At 69.4% G+C, this 18,718-nt stretch carries 12 protein-coding genes and 1 pseudogene; 5 read left to right on the top strand and 8 right to left on the bottom strand.

Features of this window, described 5'->3' with window-relative positions; genetic code table 11:
• Positions 1-24: 24 nt before the first annotated feature.
• From ACWEIJ_RS07115 to ACWEIJ_RS07105, 3 genes and pseudogenes are all read left to right on the top strand, one after another.
• Positions 25-5,163 (top strand): annotated as a pseudogene (locus tag ACWEIJ_RS07115) (SDR family NAD(P)-dependent oxidoreductase); the annotation flags it as partial.
• A complete protein-coding gene (locus tag ACWEIJ_RS07110) occupies positions 5,160-6,344 on the top strand; it encodes a cytochrome P450 (RefSeq protein ID WP_449836253.1) in 1,185 nt (394 codons plus the stop codon). The pseudogene ACWEIJ_RS07115 and the gene ACWEIJ_RS07110, both read left to right, overlap by 4 nt.
• A gap of 68 nt (positions 6,345-6,412) precedes the next feature.
• On the top strand, positions 6,413-6,841 hold the full coding sequence (locus tag ACWEIJ_RS07105) for a hypothetical protein (RefSeq protein WP_449836252.1): 429 nt from the start codon (positions 6,413-6,415) through the stop codon (positions 6,839-6,841).
• Here ACWEIJ_RS07105 and ACWEIJ_RS07100 read toward each other — a convergent pair.
• Positions 6,838-7,197, bottom strand: a complete 360-nt coding sequence (locus ACWEIJ_RS07100; protein ID WP_449836360.1) for a DUF5997 family protein — start codon at positions 7,195-7,197, stop codon at positions 6,838-6,840. The genes ACWEIJ_RS07105 and ACWEIJ_RS07100 overlap by 4 nt on opposite strands.
• Positions 7,198-7,254: 57 nt before the next feature.
• Between ACWEIJ_RS07100 and ACWEIJ_RS07095 the strand changes: the two genes are divergently transcribed.
• The gene (locus ACWEIJ_RS07095; RefSeq protein WP_449836251.1) at positions 7,255-7,968 is read left to right on the top strand and encodes a LysR family transcriptional regulator substrate-binding protein; all 714 of its coding nucleotides are present in this window, start codon (positions 7,255-7,257) and stop codon (positions 7,966-7,968) included.
• Here the strand turns inward: ACWEIJ_RS07095 and ACWEIJ_RS07090 are convergent.
• The 4 genes from ACWEIJ_RS07090 to ACWEIJ_RS07075 are packed head-to-tail and all read right to left on the bottom strand — an operon-like array spanning position 7,965 to position 11,792.
• Entirely contained in the window at positions 7,965-8,159 is a 195-nt protein-coding gene (locus ACWEIJ_RS07090; protein ID WP_449836250.1) for a ferredoxin, read from the bottom strand. The genes ACWEIJ_RS07095 and ACWEIJ_RS07090 overlap by 4 nt on opposite strands.
• A gap of 16 nt (positions 8,160-8,175) precedes the next feature.
• Positions 8,176-9,354 carry a cytochrome P450 gene (locus ACWEIJ_RS07085; RefSeq protein ID WP_449836249.1) on the bottom strand — a complete coding sequence of 393 codons (1,179 nt, stop codon included), beginning with the start codon at positions 9,352-9,354 and terminating at the stop codon, positions 8,176-8,178.
• 1 nt (position 9,355) lies between these two features.
• On the bottom strand, positions 9,356-10,411 hold the full coding sequence (locus ACWEIJ_RS07080) for a DegT/DnrJ/EryC1/StrS family aminotransferase (RefSeq protein WP_449836248.1): 1,056 nt from the start codon (positions 10,409-10,411) through the stop codon (positions 9,356-9,358).
• Between the two features lie 7 nt (positions 10,412-10,418).
• Positions 10,419-11,792, bottom strand: coding sequence for a glycosyltransferase (locus ACWEIJ_RS07075; RefSeq protein ID WP_449836247.1), 1,374 nt, complete (start codon positions 11,790-11,792; stop codon positions 10,419-10,421).
• Positions 11,793-11,976: 184 nt separating this feature from the next.
• On the opposite strand from ACWEIJ_RS07075, the gene ACWEIJ_RS07070 reads away from it, so the two are divergent.
• On the top strand, positions 11,977-14,721 hold the full coding sequence (locus ACWEIJ_RS07070; RefSeq protein WP_449836246.1) for an AAA family ATPase: 2,745 nt from the start codon (positions 11,977-11,979) through the stop codon (positions 14,719-14,721).
• A gap of 88 nt (positions 14,722-14,809) precedes the next feature.
• On the opposite strand, the gene mhpA is transcribed toward ACWEIJ_RS07070, so the two are convergent.
• The 3 genes from mhpA to ACWEIJ_RS07055 are packed head-to-tail and all read right to left on the bottom strand — an operon-like array spanning position 14,810 to position 18,698.
• Entirely contained in the window at positions 14,810-16,414 is a 1,605-nt protein-coding gene (gene mhpA / locus ACWEIJ_RS07065) for a bifunctional 3-(3-hydroxy-phenyl)propionate/3-hydroxycinnamic acid hydroxylase MhpA (RefSeq protein ID WP_449836245.1), read from the bottom strand.
• Positions 16,415-16,431: 17 nt separating this feature from the next.
• The gene (locus ACWEIJ_RS07060) at positions 16,432-17,640 is read right to left on the bottom strand and encodes a 3-deoxy-7-phosphoheptulonate synthase (protein ID WP_449836244.1); all 1,209 of its coding nucleotides are present in this window, start codon (positions 17,638-17,640) and stop codon (positions 16,432-16,434) included.
• Positions 17,641-17,675: 35 nt separating this feature from the next.
• Positions 17,676-18,698 carry an FkbO/Hyg5 family chorismatase gene (locus tag ACWEIJ_RS07055; protein ID WP_449836243.1) on the bottom strand — a complete coding sequence of 341 codons (1,023 nt, stop codon included), beginning with the start codon at positions 18,696-18,698 and terminating at the stop codon, positions 17,676-17,678.
• Positions 18,699-18,718: the final 20 nt, after the last annotated feature.

Genomic DNA, 18,718 nt, shown 5'->3' with positions numbered 1-18,718 from the left:
TGGACGACGGAGAGGTTTCCGGCGATGCCGAACGAAGAGAAGCTCGTTGAGTACCTGAAGTGGGTCACCGCTGATCTCGCCCAGACCCGCCAGCGGCTGGAGGAGGTCGAGGCCAGCCGGCACGAGCCGGTCGCGATCGTCGGCATCGCCTGCCGCTTCCCCGGCGACGTCCGCTCCTCCGAGGACCTCTGGGACCTGGTGGCGCAAGGCCGGGACGCCATCACCGGGTTCCCGACCGACCGCGGCTGGGACCTCGGCACGCTGGCCGGCGGCACCAGTGCCACGCTGCAGGGCGGGTTCCTCTACGACGCCGCCGACTTCGACCCCGGCTTCTTCGGCATCTCGCCGCGTGAAGCCCTCGCCATGGACCCCCAGCAGCGGCTCCTGCTGCAGACCACCTGGGAGGCCGTCGAACGCGCGGGCATCGACCCGACGACGTTGCGCGGCTCCCGCACCGGTGTGTTCGTGGGCACCAACGGCCAGGACTACGGTCACGTCCTGATCGCCTCGCAAGAGGACGTCGAGGGCCACGCCGGCATGGGCACCGCGGCCAGCGTCATCTCCGGACGCATCTCCTACACGTTCGGCTTCGAAGGCCCCGCCGTCACGGTCGACACCGCGTGCTCCTCTTCTCTCGTCGCACTGCACCTGGCCTCTCAGGCGCTGCGCAACGGTGAGTGCTCGCTCGCTCTGGCCGGCGGCGTCACCGTCATGGCGACGTCCTCGAACTTCGCCGGATTCACCCGGCAGGGTGGTCTCGCGACATCAGGCCGTTGCAAGGCGTTCTCGGACGACGCGGACGGCACCGGCTGGTCCGAGGGCATCGGCGTGCTGCTCGTCGAGAAGCTCTCCGACGCCCAGCGCAACGGCCACCCCGTGCTCGCCGTCGTCGCCGGCAGCGCCGTCAACCAGGACGGCGCCTCCAACGGCCTGTCCGCCCCGAACGGCCCGGCCCAGCGCGAGGTGATCAAGGCCGCGCTCGCCTCCGCGGGCCTGTCCGCGTCCGATGTGGACGCCGTCGAGGCGCACGGAACCGGTACGGTGCTGGGAGATCCGATCGAGGCCGAGGCGCTGCTCGCCACCTACGGCCAGGACCGCGCGACCCCGCTGCACCTGGGCGCGATCAAGTCCAACATCGGCCACACCCAGGCCGCGGCGGGCGTCGCGGGCGTCATCAAGATCGTCGAGGCGCTGCGCCACGACACCCTCCCGCCGACCCTGCACGTCACGACGCCGTCGTCGCACGTCGACTGGTCCGCGGGCAACGTCAGCCTCCTCACCGAGACCACGCCGTGGCCGCGCAACGGCAAACCCCGCCGCGCCGGCATTTCCTCCTTCGGGGTGAGCGGCACCAACGCCCACGTCATCATCCAGGAAGCACCCGAGGCGCCTGAACGGTCCACTCACGACACGACCACCCCAGAACTGTCAGACCCCTCTGAGACGATTGGAGTGGGGACCTCGGTCTCCCCCGGAGGGGGCCCAACCGGGATCGATCCAGCCGCGGTGCGGGACCTCGCGGGCAGGTACCCGTTCGTGGTGTCGGCGAAGTCGTCGAACGCCCTGAAGGCCCGCATCGAGCAGCTCAAGAGCATCGAGGGCGAGCCGCGGGACGTCGCGTACTCGTTGCTGACCACGCGGCCGACGACGTTCGACCACCGCGCGGTGGTCCTCGACGGCGACGTCATCGCCACCGGGGCCGTGGCGCGCAAGCCGGTCGCCGCGCTGTTCTCCGGCCAGGGTGCGCAGCGGGTCGGTATGGGCAAGGAGCTGTACGAGGCGTTCCCGGTCTTCCGCGAAGCACTCGACGCGGCCCTCGCACACCTGCCGGGCGGGCTCAAGCAGGTCATGTGGGAGGACGAGCAGCAGCTCGACCAGACGGGCCACACCCAGCCCGCGCTGTTCGCGTTCGAGGTGGCGCTGTACCGGCTGCTGGAGAGCTACGGTTTCAAGGCCGACAAGGTCGCCGGCCACTCCATCGGCGAGATCGCCGCCGCGCACGTCGCCGGGGTGCTGACCCTCGCGGACGCCGCCAGGCTCGTCACCGAACGCGCCCGGCTCATGCAGGCCCTGCCGCCGGGTGGCGTGATGATCGCGATCCAGGCCACCGAGGACGAGGTCGCGCCGCACCTCACCAGCGGCGTCTCGCTGGCCGCCATCAACGCCGAGGACTCCGTCGTCATCGCCGGTGTGGAACAAGAGGCACGTAGGATTGTTGAACGATTCAACGAGCGCAAGACCAAGCAGCTGCCGGTCAGTCATGCGTTCCACTCGCCGTTGATGGAACCGATGCTCGACGACTTCCGCGAGGCCATCGCGGGCATTTCGTTCAACGATCCGACGATCCCGCTGATCACTCGTGGGATTGTTCAACAATCCGACTACTGGGTCGGCCACGTCCGCGACACCGTCAGGTTCACCGACAACGTCAGCGAAATCGGCGACGCCACGTTCGTCGAGATCGGCCCCAGCGCCGTCCTCGCCGCACTCGTCGACCGCGCCATCCCGACGATGCGCAAGGACAAGGACGAGGTCACCGCGTTCATCACCGCGCTGGCCAAGCTCTACACCACCGGTAGCAAGATCAGCTGGCCCGCCCGCGGCGAGAAGATCGACCTGCCCACCTACCCGTTCGACACCGAGCGCTTCTGGCCGCGGAGCACCATGGCGCCGGGCACCCAGCCCAACGCCAGCCGCCCCGCGCTCTACGAGGTCGACTGGGTGAAGTCCACTGTGGACGCCAAGGCGATCACGGGCGCGCGGTGGGCCATCATCGGCGGCGACGAGTTCGACCTCGCCCACGTGTTGTACGCGGCGGGCCAGTCCGTCAGCGGCTACGGCGAAACCCTCACCGAGGCCGCCCAGTCCACCACTCCCGACGTGTTCGTCGTAGCCGTCACCGGCGAGAACACCCCGGAAAGCGTGCACGCCAACACCCAGCGCGCCCTGAACATCCTGCAGGAAGCACTCAAGTTCGAGAACTCCCGCGTCGTCTTCGTCAGCCGCGGCGCCGCCTCGGGCGAAGACCTCGCGGCAGCGGCGGTGTGGGGCCTCGTCCGCACCGCGCAAGCCGAGAACCCCGGCCGGTTCCTGCTCGTCGACAGCGACGGCCTCGACGTCTCCGGCGCCCTGCTGACCGGGCTCGTCAACGGCGACGAGCCGCAGGTGGTCGTTCGCGAGGGCAAGGTGAAGGTCGCCCGCCTCAAGGAGCTCCCCGAGAACCCGGAGGCCAGGCACGAATGGGCCGAGGACGAGACCGTCCTCATCACCGGCGGCACCGGCGGCCTCGGCGCCGAGCTCGCCAAACACCTCGTCACCCGGCACGGCGTCCGGCACCTGCTGCTCGCCAGCCGCCGCGGCGAGGAGGCGCCCGGCGCGCGGAACCTCAAGCGGGAACTGGAGAACAAGGGCGCCACCGTCACCATCGCGGCCGCCGACATCGCCAACCCCAACGACGTCCAGACCCTGTTCGCCGCCGCGGACCGCCCGCTCACCACCGTGATCCACACCGCGGGCGTGCTGGACGACGCCCTCGTCGACGCGCTCACCCCCGAACGCCTCACCGGCGTCCTCACGCCGAAGGTCGACGCCGCGCACCTGCTCGCCCAGCACGACCTCAAGCTGCTCGTCCTCTACAGCTCCGTCGCAGGCGTCATGGGCGCGGCCGGCCAGGGCAACTACGCCGCCGCCAACGCCTACCTCGACGCCCTCGCGAAGAACCGTCCCGGCACCATCAGCCTCGCCTGGGGGCCGTGGGCGCAGGACGGCGGCATGACCGCGGGCCTCAGCGACGCCGCCATGGACCGCATCCAACGCTCCGGCATGCCGCCACTGGCCGCCGAACAGGGCCTCGCGCTGTTCGACGCCGCCCTCGCCGAGCGCCGGCCCGCCGTGGTCCCCATGCACGTCAACCGGAACCAGCAGCGCGTCGCCCCGCTGCTGCGCGGCATCGTCGGCGAGCAGACCCTGCCGCGGCAGAGCCAGCTGACCGCGGTCACCGTGCTGGACCGGCTGCGCAACACCGACCCCGACGAGCGCGCCGACAAGGTGCGCGAGCTCGTCATCGGCACCTGCGCGGCACTGCTCGGCCACAACGACACGTCCAAAGTGGACCCGGAGAAGAACTTCCTGGAACTGGGCTTCGACTCGCTCATCGCCGTCGAGCTGCGCAACCAGCTCAACGACATGCTCAACCTGAAGCTCCCGGGCAGCGCCGTGTTCGACAGCGGCACCCCCGCGGCGCTCGCCGCCAGGGTCGACGGCGAGCTCGGCACCATCTCCGGACCGGCCACGGGCAACGGCACGGTCGTCAACGCCCAGGACACGGTGTTCGGCCTGTTCATGCAGAGCGTCACCACCGGCAAGGTCGTCGAGGGCCTGCGGATGCTCAAGGCGGTCGCCAACCTCCGCCCGATGTTCGACAGCCCCGCCGAGCTGGAGGACCTGCCCGCCCCCGTCACGCTCGCCGACGGACCGAAGCTGCCGAAGCTCGTCTGCGTCAGCGCCCCCGGCGCCACCGCGGGCGTGCACATGTACGCGCGGCTCGCCGCCCACCTGCGCGGCAAACGGCACGTGAGTGCGTTGCCGCTCATCGGTTTCGGTGAAGGCGAAGCACTCCCGCGCACCACCGAGGCCGCCGCCCGGTTCGTCGCGGAAAGCATCCTCAACGGCACCGACGGCGACCCGTTCGTCCTGGTCGGACACTCCTCGGGTGGCACGCTCGCCTACTTCGCCGCCGCGGTGCTGGAGGAGACCTGGGGCATCACGCCGGAAGCGGTGATCATGCTCGACACCCTGAGCATGAACTACAACTCCAGCGAGGGCATGGACTTCGACGCCGTCACGACGAACTACTTCAACACCATGGACTCGCCCGCGGTGAACATGAACAGCACCCGCCTGTCCGCGATGGCGCACTGGTTCCCGCTCATCATCGACACCGGCCTGCACACGACGGTTCCGAAGCTCCTCATCCGCTGTGCCAACGAAGTCAAGGGCACCGACCTCGTCACCACGAACCAGGACGTCGACGTCCCCGCCGACGAGATCCGCGTCGTCGCCACCGACCACATGGCGATGGTCAAGGAGGACGCCGGTGTCGTCGCCGAGGTGATGGAGGACTGGCTCAGCACCCGTATCGAGAAACTGGAAGGCGTCCGATGACCACATCGCAGGAACTGCCCCTGATCGGGGTCGAACTGCCGTCGATCCTGACGTTCAGCGAACTCCGGCTGCGGTTGCAGGAGCAGGCGCCGGTGTGCCGCATCCGGACGCCCGCGGGCGACGAGGGCTGGCTCGTCACCCGCCACGCCGAGGTGAAGTCGCTGCTGCAGAACAACAAGCTGGGCCGCAGCCACAAGGACCCGGCCACCGCGCCGAGGTTCCTGCGCAACCCCATGCTCGACATGCTCGTCACCAGCGACGACATCGAGGTCGAGAAAGAACGCCACGAGAAGAAACGCGTCCTCTACACCAAGAGCTTCGCCGCCCGCCGCGTGATCGAACGCAAGGAGCGCGTCGAGGCCATCGCGAACGCCAAGCTCGACGCCATCATCGCCGCCGGACCGCCGGTCGACCTGCACGAGGCCTACTCGATGGACTACTCGCAGCAGGCGTTGTGCGACATGGTCGGCATCCCGGTGCAGGACCGCCGCAAGCTGCTCGACATGATGGACACCGTCGGCGCGTCCGACCAGCAGCACGCCGAGGCCGGCATGGACCCGCTCTTCTCCTTCGCCGCCGAGATCGGTGAACGCCGCCGCGAGGACCTCGGCGACGACGTCATCTCCCGCTTCATCGAGACCGGTCTCACCAACGACGAGATCGGCCTGCACGTCGTCACACTGCTGTTCACCGGCCTCGCGGGGCTCGCCAGCCACCTCGACTTCGGTGTGCTGCTGTTCCTGCGCAACCCCGGCCAGCTCCAGAAGGCCATGTCCGACCCGACGATCATGGCTCAGGCCGTCGACGAGGTCATGCGCGCGACGATCAGCTCACCCGTCCTGCCCCGCTACGCGAGCGAGGACATCGAGATCGGTGGCGTCACGATCAAGGAAGGCGACCTGGTGATGCTGGACTTCAGCCTCGCCAACTTCGACCCGCGCGCGTTCGACGACCCGCACCGGTTCGACGTCACCCGCTCGCCCAACCACCACTTCACGTTCGGCCACGGCATGCGGCACTGCACCGGCGCCCCGCTCGTGCGGATCATCCTCGCCGTCGCGTTCACGACGCTGTTCGAACGCCTGCCCGGCCTGCGGCTCGCCGTGCCGGAGTCGGAGCTGGAGTCGCACCCCGGCGGCCGTCTCGCCGGTGGCCTGGAGAAGTTCCCGCTCACGTGGTGAGTCTTCCTCTTGGGTGACAGGCGTCACCTGTCAGCACCGTGTCAGCGCTCGCTGACACGGTGCTGAACATGGCTACGAAGTTCAAGAGCATCGTGCTCACGGTCGGCCTGGCCGCGGGCATCGCGCTGCTGGGAGGCACCCCGGCGACCGCCGAGACGGCACCGGGCTGCTCGCGCGTCACGCAGATCGGCGCGACGAAGATCCTCAAGGGCGGCGGCGAGACCATCGCCTCGATCAAGCAGTTCGTCGGCTGTGACAAGAACTACGGCTACACGTTCGTGTGGGAGTCGTGGGCGAGCACGCACCGGGGCTTCGACGCGGGCGCCGGCCTGTGGGTCAAGGGAACCGGTGACCTGCAGGGCTACAACGTCGACCCGAAGAACGACCGCGAGGTCTGGTCCGACGGCCTGCACACCGTCAACAAGTGCACCAAGGCCTACGGCGCGGTCGGCCGCGGCGAAACGGTCTACGCGGCCGACACCGAAGAGCGCTGCTAGGACTGCTCTTCCAGGCGCGCCTTCTCCGCGAGGCGCGCCTCCTCGGCCTTGAACTCCTGGTAGGTGGCGCGCTCGCGGACCAGCCAGTCCGGGTTCTCGTCCTTGATCGCGTTGATCTGCTCGGTGGTCAGCGCCTCGGTGATGCCGGCCCGCACCAGGCCCGACGTCGAGATGCCGAGCTTCTGCGCGATGAGCTGCTTGGGGTGCGGGCCGTTGCGGCGCAGGTCCCGCAGCCACTCCGGCGGGTTGGCCTGCAGCTCGTTGAGCTCGTCGCGCGACACGACCCCGGCCTGGAACTCCTCGGGCGTGGCCTCGAGGTACACGCCGAGCTTCTTGGCGGCGGTGGCGGGCTTCATCGTCTGCTGCGACTTCATGCCACACAGAGTAACTGCTGCGTCCGGTAGCCTCAGCGCGTGACCGGATCGTTCACGCTCGCGTACGTCCCAGGCGTGACGCCGGGCAAATGGGCACGGGTCTGGCAGGAGCGCCTGCCGGAGACCGAGCTGACCCTCGTGCAGGTGACCGTCGCCGAGGCCGGGGAGAAGGTGCGCGAAGGCGAGGCCGACGCCGCGCTGCTGCGGCTGCCCGGCGACCGCGAGGACCTGCACGCGATCCCGCTCTACACCGAGACCACGGTCGTGGTGTGCCCGAAGGACCACGAGTTCGCGGCGGCCGACGAACTGTCCCTTGAGGACCTGAGGCCGCACGTGCTGTGGCAGCCGCTCGACGACACCCTGGAGTGGGACGAGCAGCCTGGTCAGCCGCCCGTCGAACGGCCGGAGACCACCGCGGACGCGATCGAGCTCGTGGCCGCCGGGGTCGGGCTGCTGGTCGTGCCGCAGTCGCTGGCCCGGCTGCACCACCGCAAGGACCTCAAGTACGTGCCGCTGACCGACGCCCCTCAGTCGCGGGTGGCGCTCGCGTTCCCGATCCGGGACGAGAACCCCGAGCTGGTCGAGCACATGATCGGCATCGTCCGCGGCCGCACGGTCAACAGCACCCGAGGCCCCGCGCCGGAGCAGCCCCAGAAGAAGCCACAGCAGAAGCCGCAACAGCAGCGGCGGAGCCCCGCGCGTCAGCAGCCCGAACAGCCGGCCAAACGCGCGAAGCCCCGCCGCGGCCGTTAGTCGTGCACGGTGATCGCCTGCGCCGGGCAGATGCCCCTGGCCGTGCGCGCGGTCGCCTCCGCCTCACCCGACGGGTTGTCGTCGAGCACGGTGACGAACCCGTCGTCGTCCTGGTCGAACACGTCCGGCGCGGCCAGCACGCACTGTGCCGAGCCGATGCACTTGCCGGTGTCCACACTGATCCGAGCCATTGCCGTCCTCCAAGGATTACCAGCGCACGGGAAGCGCGTGGAGTCCGAAGAGGACTCCGTCGTACTTGAACTGCAGCTCCTCCAGCGGTACCGCGACCTCCAGGGTCGGGATGCGCCCGAACAGGCCGCGGTAGGCGACGTCCATCTCCAGCCGCACCAGGTTCTGACCGAGGCACTGGTGCACGCCGTACCCGAACGCCACGTGCCCGGTGGCAGAGCGGGACGGGTCGAACTCGTGCGGCCGTTCGAACATCTCCGGGTCGTGGTTCGCGCCTGCCACGAGCGGCACGACGCCCTCGCCCGCGCGGACCAGCTGCCCGCCGATCTCCACGTCCTCGATCGCCACCCGCAACGCCACCAGGTCGGCCACCGAGTGGTAGCGCAGCAGCTCCTCGATCGCGCGGTCGTCGTCGATCCACTGCTTCTGCTGCAGCAACGTGACGACGCCGAGCGAGATGTTGTTCGCGGTGGTCTCGTGGCCCGCGATGAGCAGCAGCATCGAGACACCGGACAGCTCCTGGGGCGTCAGCAGACCGCCCTGCAGCAGCCTGCTGATCAGGTCGTCGCCCGGCCGCTTGGACTTGATGGTGATCAGCCGGTTGATGTAGCGCAGCAGGTGCTCCGACGCCTTGTCGCGTTCCTCGTCGGTCGACGTCAGCGTCACGAGGACCTTCGTCTTCTCCTCGAAGAAGTCCCGGTCCACCTTGGGCACGCCCAGCAGTGACGAGATCACCAGCGACGGCACCGTCAGGGAGAAGTCCTCGACGAGCTCGGCGGTGCCGCCCTTCGCGAGCATCCCGTCGATGGCGCGGTCGACGATCTCCTCGACCGCGGGCCGCAGCGACCGGATGCGGCGCACCGTGAACTCGGGGATCAGCGCCTTGCGGAACCTGTTGTGGTCCGGCGGGTCCAGCGACACGAACCAGCCCGGCACGTCGTCCGCGGACGGCGCGCCCACCGTCCGCGACGGACGCGGAAAGCCCTCGTGCGTCGGGTTGGAGCTGATGCGCGGGTCGGTCAGCACCGCGCGCACCTCCTCGTGCCTCGTGACCAGCCAGACGGTCTCGCCGGACGGCAGCGCGGCCTTCACCAGGCCGGGTCGGTCGCGGAACTCGGAGTACTCGGGAGGGGGGAACGGCGCGCCGGGGCGGCGCAGCATGAACGGGACTAGGCCGGCGGCGGCGTCAGTGGTCATGTCATCCCTCGTAGAACTGGCGGACTTGCCCCACGATGTAGTCCTGGTCGTCTTCGGTCAGCTCGGCGTGGGTGGGGAGGTACAACCCGTCCTCGGCGAACCGGTTCGCGTTCAGCGACGGCCACACCGGGTCGAGATAGCCGGGCTGCCTGCTCATCGGCTTGAAGAAGAGGCGGGTCTCGATCCCCTTCCCGGCGAGGAACCCCATGAGCTCCTCACGGCGCTGCGCGCGCAGGTCGTACATCCACAACACGTCACGCGGCGGCATCAGCGTGATGCCCTCGATGCCCCGAAGGCCTTCGTCGTACCGCTTCTCGATCCGCGCGCGCGTCGCGATGATCTCGTCGAGGCGTTCGGTCTGCGCGAGCGCGACCGCCGCCTGCAGGTTCGTCATGCGGAAGTTGTAGGCGAGCTTCTTGTGCAGGAAGCTGTGGTCGCGGGTGAACGCCATGCCGCGCAGGTGTGCCATCTGCCGGGCCAGGTGCGGGTCGTTGGTGACGCAGACGCCGCCCTCACCCGAGGTGATGATCTTGTTGGCGAACAGCGAGAACGCCGCGATGTCGCCGGTCGGCTTGACGCCGTGCGCCTCCGCGGAGTCCTCGACCACGCGCAGGTTGTACTCGTAGGCCAGTTCGAGGATCGGCTCCATGTCGCACTGCCGGCCGTAGACGTGCACCGGCATGATCACCTTGGTGCGCGGGGTGATCTTCTCCTCGATCTTGGTGACGTCGATGTTCAGGTCGTCGGCGCAGTCGACGAACACGGGCGTGGCGCCGGTGTAGGTGACGGCCCACGCGCTCGCGATCATCGTGAACTCGGGGACGATCACCTCGTCGCCGGGACCGACGCCCAGCGCGCGCAACGCGAGCGTCAGCGCCGTCGTGCCGGACGAGCAGGCGACGCCATACCGGACGTTGTTGTAGGCGGCGAAGGCCTCCTCGAACTGCGGCACGTACGGGCCCTGCGAGGAGATCCAGCCGTCGGTCACGGCCTTCGTCGTGTAGTCGAGCTCGTTGCCGCGCAGGGACGGCATCGAGACCGGGTAGCGGTAGCTCATCGTCAGCTCACTTCGCGGACAGCGCGGGAAGGGACAGGATCAGGTCGGCGGCGGTCTTGCGGCCGCCGGCGGCGTGCTGCAGCGCGGCGAGACGCTCGGCGTTCTCGCGGAACGACGGGTCTTCCAGGACGCGGGTGAGCTTGTCCACGACGTCGTCGGGATCGACGGTGTGGGGCTTGTCCAGCGTCAGCCCGACCCCGAAGCTCTCCGCCCGCACCGCCTGGTCGTAGCAGTCGACCCACAACGGCCGCGACACCATCGGCTTGCCGAAGTAGATGCTCTCGGTGTAGGCGTTTCCGCCCGCGTGCGTGAAGAACAGGCTGACGTTCGGGTGCGCCAGCACGTCGAGCTGCGACGGCACCCACGTCTCGATGCGCAGGTTCGGCGGAAGCGTCGCGGGCAGGTGCTTCTGCTGGTCGCGGGGCAGCTTCCACAGCACCGAGTGCTTGCCGTCCAACCGCTGCGCGACCTGCACGAACGCCTCGACCTGGGCGCGGGTCAGCCGGGTGATGGTGCCGAAGCCCATGTACACCACCGACTTCTGCGCGTCCAGCCACCGGCCCAGCTCACCGGGCTCGGCCTGGGGCAGCGGCGGCACCAGCGCGCCGACCGTGCGGATCTTCGCCGGGATCTCGAACGGGTAGTCCATCTCGGGGATCGAGTAGCACAGCACCAGCTCGGACCTCTCGACCCGCGCGAACTGGCCGAGCGCCTCGGGTGAGATGCCGAGCTCTTCGACGACCTGGGCGTTCTCCGCGTTGCGTTCCTTGTTCTGCTTGGAGAACGCCATCGCGAGCGTGCGCCACCCGAAGAGCTTGTTGGCCCAACGTTGCGTGAACGACATGTCCGCCGGCAAACCGGTGTGCGGGCGCGGGAACTCCGCGGGCGTGTAGGACGGGCCGATCGGCACCGCGGACGTGACCAGGTTGGACGGCACGAACGGGTTGCTGAGCACGAAAGGGATTCCCTTGGTGATCGCGACCTCGTAGCCGAACATGCACATCGACTCGACGACCATCAGCGCGGGCCGGATCTCGTCGACGAGCTCGGCCAGCCTGCGGTACTTGGGAACGCGCAGCGACGGCCGGTGCGTCTGCTCGATGACGGCCTTGCGCGCCTTGAACCTCGACCGCTGCGTGACCTTCGCGTAGATGTCGTCGGGCCACGTCACCGACGACATCTCCGGGATCACCTCGCCGAGCGACGCGAACCGGATCGGTGCGCCGGCCGCGGCCGCCTCGACCTCCTCGCGGCCCTTGTCGTCGGTGGCGAACCACAGGTCCTCGACACCGCGGCGCGACAGCTCCTCCGCTAGCACGAGCATGGGGTTCAGCAGGCCGCTTTCCGGCAGACTGACGAACAGGACCGGCCGCTGGCTCATGGACCTCACCCTTCTCCACGCCTGGTGAAGGCGAGCCTGCCGGACGGCGCACCGGGAGAAGTCCTAGTGTTGCAACGCACGCCAGGTTCAAGGGAACCCCTAGAACCGGCACGTATCGATTTCATGAGGATGTGTCCGCCTGAGACCCTCGGTGCCGACTCGTCGTGGCGAGAGGTACATCATCATGACCAGGACGTCCGACAACAGCACCACCAGGGCACGGCTGCACGGTCTCGTCGAGCGCGACGACCAGTGGGCCGCCCTGGAGACGCTGTTGACGGACTCCCTGTCAGGATCCGGAAGGGTCGCGCTGCTCACCGGTCCGGTGGCGAGCGGGAAGACCGAGCTGCTGCACGCGTTCGGCGAGGCCTGCGGTGTCAGCTTCGTGAAGGCGACCTGCTCGGCGTTCGAACGCGACCTGCCTTTCGGTGTGGTGGGCCAGATCTTCCACCCCCTGGACGCTCCGGCCGAGGTGGGGGAGCTGCTCGACGCGGCCGCCCGGTCCGCCGACGGTCCCACGGCCCGGCAGCTGCACGCCCTGTGCATCGCGCTGATGGACCTGACGGCCGAGGCGCCGCTGGTGATCGGCATCGACGACGTGCAGCACGCCGACCCGTCGTCGCTGCACTGGCTGCTGTACCTGATCCGGCGGCTCGGCCAGGTCAAGGTGCTGCTGATGCTGACCGAGACCGCGTCACCGCGCGCCGCGCACACGCCGTTGCACACGGAGTTGTTGCGGCATCCGCATTGCCGCGACGTGCAGCTGGCCCCGTTGAGCGCGTTGGACGAGATCTTCGAGGTGCCCCGGCACGCCGCGGACGCGATGGCGCTCACGGGCGGCAACCCGTTGCTGGTGCGGTCACTGCTGGACGACCAGCGGTTGTGCAAGCCGCGTGACGACGGCGGCCTCGTGATCGGGCCGAGCTACCGGCGGGCGCTGGTCAGCTGCCTGCACCGCTGCGACGACCACGTGCTGCCGGTCGCGCGGGCGCTGGCCGTGACGGGCGAGAACGCGACGCGCGAGTCGTTGGGGCGCTTGGCCCGTGTGGACGCCGAGGCCGTCGGCTCCGCGCTGGACGTGATGAACGAGGCCGGCCTGCTGTGCGACGGCTGGTTCCGCGACCCGGCCGCGCGCGGTGCCGTCCTGGACGATCTGTCCACTCAGGACCGCAAGGAGATGTACCTCGGCGCCGCCCTGCTGCTGCACGACGAAGGCGCGCCCGCGACCGAGGTGGCGCCGTACCTGGTGATGGCCGACCACTCCGAGAACCCGTGGATGGTGCCGGTCTTCGAGGAGGCCGCCGAGCACGCGCTGCGCGACGAGCAGATCGACACGGCGTTGCGGTACCTGGAACTGGCGCACCGGGCGTGCGTCGAGGTGCACGGCAGGGCGGCGATCGCGGCGAAGCTCGTCCGGGTGGAGTGGCGGGTCAACCCGTCCGCCGCCGGACGCCGGCTGGGCACCGTGGTGCCGGCCATGCGCGCCGGACAGCTCTCGGACCGCGACGTGATCTCACTGGTGCAGCCGATGCTGTGGAACTGCCAGGTCGACGAGGCCACCGAGGCGCTGGAAAGGGTCCGGCGCGCCACGACGTCGAGCGGCGGCCTGCGCGCCATGGAGCTGTGGCTGGCGTGCTCGCACCCGACGCTGGCGCGGCGCCCCCAGCCGGAGCCGGTGAAGTCCCGCACGGTGAGCCTCACCTCCGGGCCGATGCTCAAGGCCGTCACGGCGTTGGCGAACGTGCTGACGTACGGCGCGAACGACGCCTCCGCCACGGACGCCGAGCACGTGCTGCAGGCCGCGCGGCCGTCCGACAGCGCGTCGTGGGGCCCGGAATCGGCGATGCTCGCGTTGCAGGCGCTGGTGTACGCGGACCGGCTCGACGTGGCGGCGCGGTGGTGCGACCGGCTGCTGGAGGAGACCCGCGTGAAGAACCTCGCCGTGGCACGGGCGTTCTTCTCGTCCGTGCGCGCCGAGGTGTCGTTGCGGCGCGGCGATCTGACGAGCTCTTTCGAGCACGCGCAGAACGCGCTGGACGTCATGCCCGCCGGCGGATGGGGCGTGGCGCTGGGCCTGCCGCTCGGTGTGCTGATCAACGCCGCCACGAGGATGGGACGGCACGAGGAGGCGGCGGCGCTGCTGGAACAGCCGGTGCCCGAGGCGATGTTCCAGTCGCGGTACGGGTTGCACTACCTGTACGCGCGCGGGCACCACTACCTGGCCACCTCCCGGCACTACGCGGCGCTGGCGGACTTCCTGTCGTGCGGCGAGCTGATGACGTCGTGGGGGGTGGACCAGCCGGGGGTGGTGCCGTGGCGGACCTCGGCCGCGGAGGCCTGGCTGCTGCACGGCGCGAACCGCGACGAGGCGAAACGGCTGATCAACGAGCAGCTGGCCCGGCTGGGGCCGGACGCGTCGCGCACCCGCGGGGTGGCGTTGCGGTTGCTGGCCGCCACGAACCAGCCGCACAACCGGCCGCAGCTGCTGCAGGACGCCGTGGCGGTCCTGGAGGAGTACGGCGACCAGTACGAGCTGGCCCGCGCGCTCGCGGACCTCTCCAAGGCGCACCAGGCGTTGCGGGAGCACCGTCGCGCGTGGACGGTGGCCCGCCGGGCGTGGCACGTCGCGAACGTGTGCGACGCGGCGGAGCTGTGCGAGGAGCTGCTGCCCTCGCGCGGAAAGGCCGACGCCGAGGACGCTCCGGCGGAGGAGAAGCCGGTCGACCCGATCGCCACGCTGACCGACGCCGAACGACGGGTCGCGGCGCTCGCGGCGGTGGGGTACACGAACCGGGAGATCGCGTCGAAGCTGTTCATCACGCCGTCGACGATCGAGCAGCACCTGACGAGGGTGTACCGGAAGCTGAACGTGAAGTACCGCAAGGACCTGCCCGCCGACCTGCACTCCTACCTGCCAAGCACGGCCTGAGCTGCGGAAACGCCGGACTGTCAGACCTGTCTGCGAGAATGAGAGAAGGGGTCCCCCTGGCCGGGGGACCCCTGCGTCAGCTCGGCGGTCAGAGCAGCGGCAGCCGGTCCTTCAGCTCGCGGACCAGCTCCGGCAGGTCCGCCCGGTCCTTCGCGAACCCGAACACGTAGTAGTCCGGCCGCACCAGCGCCGCCACCTTCCGATGCCCGGCCAGCCACGGCAGGTACACCCGCTCCACGTCCACGACCTCGTGCGCGCGGGCGATCTTCGGCGGGATCCCGGCCGGCATCACCCGCACCAGCTGCGCGCCCAGGGTCTTGAGGAACTCGAGCTCGTCCTCGCCCAGCGCCTCGTACGGGTCGAGCGTGGTGATCAGCTGCCAGCCACGCCCGGCGACCTCGTCGAACCGGTCGCGGACCGTCCCGCGCGCCACCACACCCTGCGGCGACAACTCACCGTCGGGCAGCGAGATCCCGCCGGCACCCCGCCGGACGATCCCGTCCTCCAGCGCGTACGCGGACGGCGCGAGGTCGACGCCCCCGGGCTTGGCCTGCATGGCGATCAGGAACGCGTCCCGGCGGGCGGCCGCGACGGGGTCCAGCTCCGACACGATCTTGCCGACCTCGATGGACATCTCGATCGTGTGCCGCACCTGCGACGCCCGCTCGGCCGGGTAGGCGTCCAGCAGCTCGTCGGAGGCGACCTCACGCAGGACGAGGTCGAGCTTCCACGCCAGGTTCGCCGCGTCCCGGATGCCCGAGCACATGCCCTGCCCGGCGAACGGCGGCATCAGGTGCGCCGAGTCACCGGCCAGCAGGAGCCGTCCGTCGCGCCACTTGTCGGCCATCGCGGCCTGGAAGGTGTAGACGATGTTGCGGGTCAGGTCGGCGTTGTCCGGGGTGACGTCGTAGGGCTTGAGCAGCTCCCACATGCGTTCCACGGTGGACAGCTCCTCGATCGACTCGCCCGGCAGGCGCATGAACTCCCACCGCCGGTGCCCGCGGCCGGACGCGACGATCGTGGTGGGCCGCGCCGGGTCGCACACCTGCACGTCGTTGGGGCGGAACGCGCGCTTCTCGTGGAAGACGACGTCGACCAGCAGCCAGTCGTGCTTGAAGTTCAGGTCGATCATGCGCGTGCCCATGACGTCGCGGACGAAGCTGTTCGCGCCGTCGCAGCCGACGACCCACTTCGCGGTCACCGGGCCCTCGAAGTCCGGTCCGGGAGCGGTGATCGAGACGAACGAGCCGTTGTCCTCGATCGCCTCCACCTTGTGCCCGAACAAGGTCCGGATGTTCGGCAACGTCGCGACGTGGTCGCGCAGTGCCCGTTCGAACGTGGGCTGGTGCATCACGGTCGCGATCGGCCAGCCGTCGCGGCCGGGCTCGTAGGGGGCCTCGAAGCTGAACAGCTCACGGCCCTCGGCGTTCTGGAACATGTACTGCCCCAGCGGTTCGCCGAGCTCCATCAGGTCGGCGCCGATACCGGCCGAGGCGAACGACCGCGCGGTCTCGCCGTCGAACGCGACCACCCGCGGGAACGGGTACTGGCCGCGGTACTTCTCCAGGATGACGACCCGCCATCCCTTGTGCGCGAGGAGGATGGACAGAACGAGGCCGACCGGGCCGCAACCGACGACCGCGACATCGGCGGTGGTCTCGGCGGCCCGGTCGGCCGGCTGGGGTGACGTCATCTGCTTCCCTGTCTGGGTCAGAAGAACGAGTCGATCACCCTGAGCGCCTGGTCGGGGTTGAGCCGCGGGTCGCAAAGGGTCTCGTAGCGCTCGGAGAGAGCCTTCTCGTCGGGGACGGAGCCACCGACGCACTCCGTCACGTCGGTCGCGGCCGCTTCCAGGTGCAAGCCCGCCGCGTGTGCGCCCTCGGTCTCGAGGATGTGCCGGAACGCCGTGGCCTCCTCGATGATATGAGAGACAAGTCGAGTCTTTCGCCCAGTTCCGGTCGTCACCGTGTTGCCGTGCATGGGGTCCGAGACCCAGACGACCGGGTGGCCCGCGCGCTGCACGGCACGCACGATCGGCGCGAGCGCGACGTGGATGTCCTCGTGTCCCATGCGGACGATCAGCGTCAGCCGGCCGGGCGTGTGGTGCGGGTCGAGCAGCTGGCACAGCCGCACGACGGTCTCCGGGTCGGCGGTCGGGCCGATCTTGCAGCCGACCGGGTTCGCGATCGCGGCGAACATGCTGACGTGGGCGTGGTCGAGCTGGCGGGTGCGCTCACCGATCCACGGGAAGTGCGTCGAGGTGAGGAACTGCTCGCCGGTGCGCTCATCGGTGCGGATGAGCGCGTTCTCGTAATCCAGCACCAATGCCTCGTGCGCCACCCACGGGCCACCGTCCAGTTCCTCGGCAGTTCCCGCCCAATGGGCGCGCACTTCTCGGATAACCGCGGACGACGCGTCGTAGGCCGACAACATTCGTTCGGGGTCGTGCTGACGGGCCGCGGTGTCGGCTTCGAACGAATTGACCAGCTCGCCCCGGAACGACGGCAGGTCGACTCCGCCGACCGTTTCGAAGTTGCTCGAACGAGGTTTCGCGTACTGGCCCGCCATCCGCCCGAAACGTGCCACCCGCTGACCCGAGCGTTCCGCCATGCGGGCGGCGATGCGCCCGATGTTGCGCACCTTTCGGGAAGTTGTCAGCGGGTCGGCGTCGGAAAAGGACTCCGCGCAGTCGCCGAGCTGCAGCACGCGCGCCTCGCCGAGCGCGGCGAGACCGAGCGCGCGCTTCGCCTCGCGAATTTCGGAATGCGCGACCAGGGGGAGCGCGCCGGACAGTTCGGCTTCGATCAGGTCGAACTCGGGGTGGTGGTGCCAGTGGGGCTGCTGCGTCGCCGGCAACGTCATCCACGGGGCCGCGGTCTGCGTGTACGTGAACTCCGTCAGCTTCACCGTCTGAGGCATTGTGCTCACTCCTGGTTCTGGTTCGGCCGGACGTTTCAGGCGACGATGCCTTCGATCTCCACGAGGAGATCGGCGCGGCAGACGTCGACGTTCAGGTACTGGACGCGGGCGTTCGGGGAGAAACGCTCCTCGCACATCGCGCGCACGACCGGGATGTCGGCGCGGTGCCGGACGTAGACCTTGATGTTGTCGAGATCCAGCAAGGAATTGCCCTGCGTGATCTCGTAGTCCGCCAGGTTCTCGTCGGAAATGAGGTGCTCGATGTTGTCCAGTGACAACTTCACCTGTGCCGCGATGTCGCCGTCGTGCAGGGTCTCGTGGCCGCGGATGCTGGCGGTGCCGGCCACGTAGATCTGCCCTGACCTGCGGTCGGTGTGCGTGGCGGCGAGGTAGGTGGCCCGCGCGAACTTGGGCGGGCGCGGGCCGTACTGCCTCGGGTAGTGGTAGGCGGCCATCTGCTTGGAGTTCTCCACCGACGTGAGCGCCGCCGAGCGGGAGGCGAGGAAGTAGAAAGCGATCCCGCCGCCCAGCGAGCCGATTCCGGTCGCGCTCGGCACCTCGGAGTCACCGAAGCAGAAGAGCTCGAACGCCTCCGCGCGGCCCTTGCAGAAGTCCCGGTAGATCTCCAGGCCCTCGGCGTTGTCGGCGTTGATGTCGTTGATGAAGTTCCACATGCGGAAGCAGTTCTTGTAACCGAGGGTGTCCATCAGGTCCAGCGCCGCGACGTAGGCGGCGCGGGTGTCCTCGGTGTAGCGGCCGGTCGGGGCGATGCGGCCGGCGACGAGCAGGTACTCGCCGTCGTGGGCGTAAACGACACCGTGGTGCTCTCCGGTCTCGACCGGACGTCCGGTCTTCCACACCTCCGCGAACGCCTCACCCTCGTCGGCGGCCATGTGCAGGTCGAGGGTCAGAAGGCCATTCTCGACACGCGGGGCGGTGCACTCGGTGGTGTAGTTGATGACGCCGAGAACGTTTCCGGTGGCCGCTGCGTCGTTGACTTCGGTCAGGCCGATGAACGCGGAGCTGGGAAGGTCCACCGTCTGCTGCGCCTGAGTCATTGAAATGCCCCTCCGAGGAG

The sequence above is a fragment of the Lentzea sp. NPDC004789 genome (assembly GCF_053601075.1).
The sequence above is the reverse complement of the archived record's forward strand: the minus strand, read 5'-3'. Positions and strand labels throughout refer to the sequence as shown.

What these genes read in the sequence shown, in the direction of transcription:
- ACWEIJ_RS07110 (WP_449836253.1), top strand. Translation starts at nt 5,160, where the DNA reads ATGACCACATCGCAGGAACTGCCCCTGATCGGGGTCGAACTGCCGTCG.
- ACWEIJ_RS07105 (WP_449836252.1), top strand. Translation starts at nt 6,413, where the DNA reads ATGGCTACGAAGTTCAAGAGCATCGTGCTCACGGTCGGCCTGGCCGCG.
- ACWEIJ_RS07100 (WP_449836360.1), bottom strand. Translation starts at nt 7,197, where the DNA reads ATGAAGCCCGCCACCGCCGCCAAGAAGCTCGGCGTGTACCTCGAGGCC.
- ACWEIJ_RS07090 (WP_449836250.1), bottom strand. Translation starts at nt 8,159, where the DNA reads ATGGCTCGGATCAGTGTGGACACCGGCAAGTGCATCGGCTCGGCACAG.
- ACWEIJ_RS07085 (WP_449836249.1), bottom strand. Translation starts at nt 9,354, where the DNA reads ATGACCACTGACGCCGCCGCCGGCCTAGTCCCGTTCATGCTGCGCCGC.
- ACWEIJ_RS07080 (WP_449836248.1), bottom strand. Translation starts at nt 10,411, where the DNA reads ATGAGCTACCGCTACCCGGTCTCGATGCCGTCCCTGCGCGGCAACGAG.
- ACWEIJ_RS07075 (WP_449836247.1), bottom strand. Translation starts at nt 11,792, where the DNA reads ATGAGCCAGCGGCCGGTCCTGTTCGTCAGTCTGCCGGAAAGCGGCCTG.
- ACWEIJ_RS07070 (WP_449836246.1), top strand. Translation starts at nt 11,977, where the DNA reads ATGACCAGGACGTCCGACAACAGCACCACCAGGGCACGGCTGCACGGT.
- mhpA (WP_449836245.1), bottom strand. Translation starts at nt 16,414, where the DNA reads ATGACGTCACCCCAGCCGGCCGACCGGGCCGCCGAGACCACCGCCGAT.
- ACWEIJ_RS07060 (WP_449836244.1), bottom strand. Translation starts at nt 17,640, where the DNA reads ATGCCTCAGACGGTGAAGCTGACGGAGTTCACGTACACGCAGACCGCG.
- ACWEIJ_RS07055 (WP_449836243.1), bottom strand. Translation starts at nt 18,698, where the DNA reads ATGACTCAGGCGCAGCAGACGGTGGACCTTCCCAGCTCCGCGTTCATC.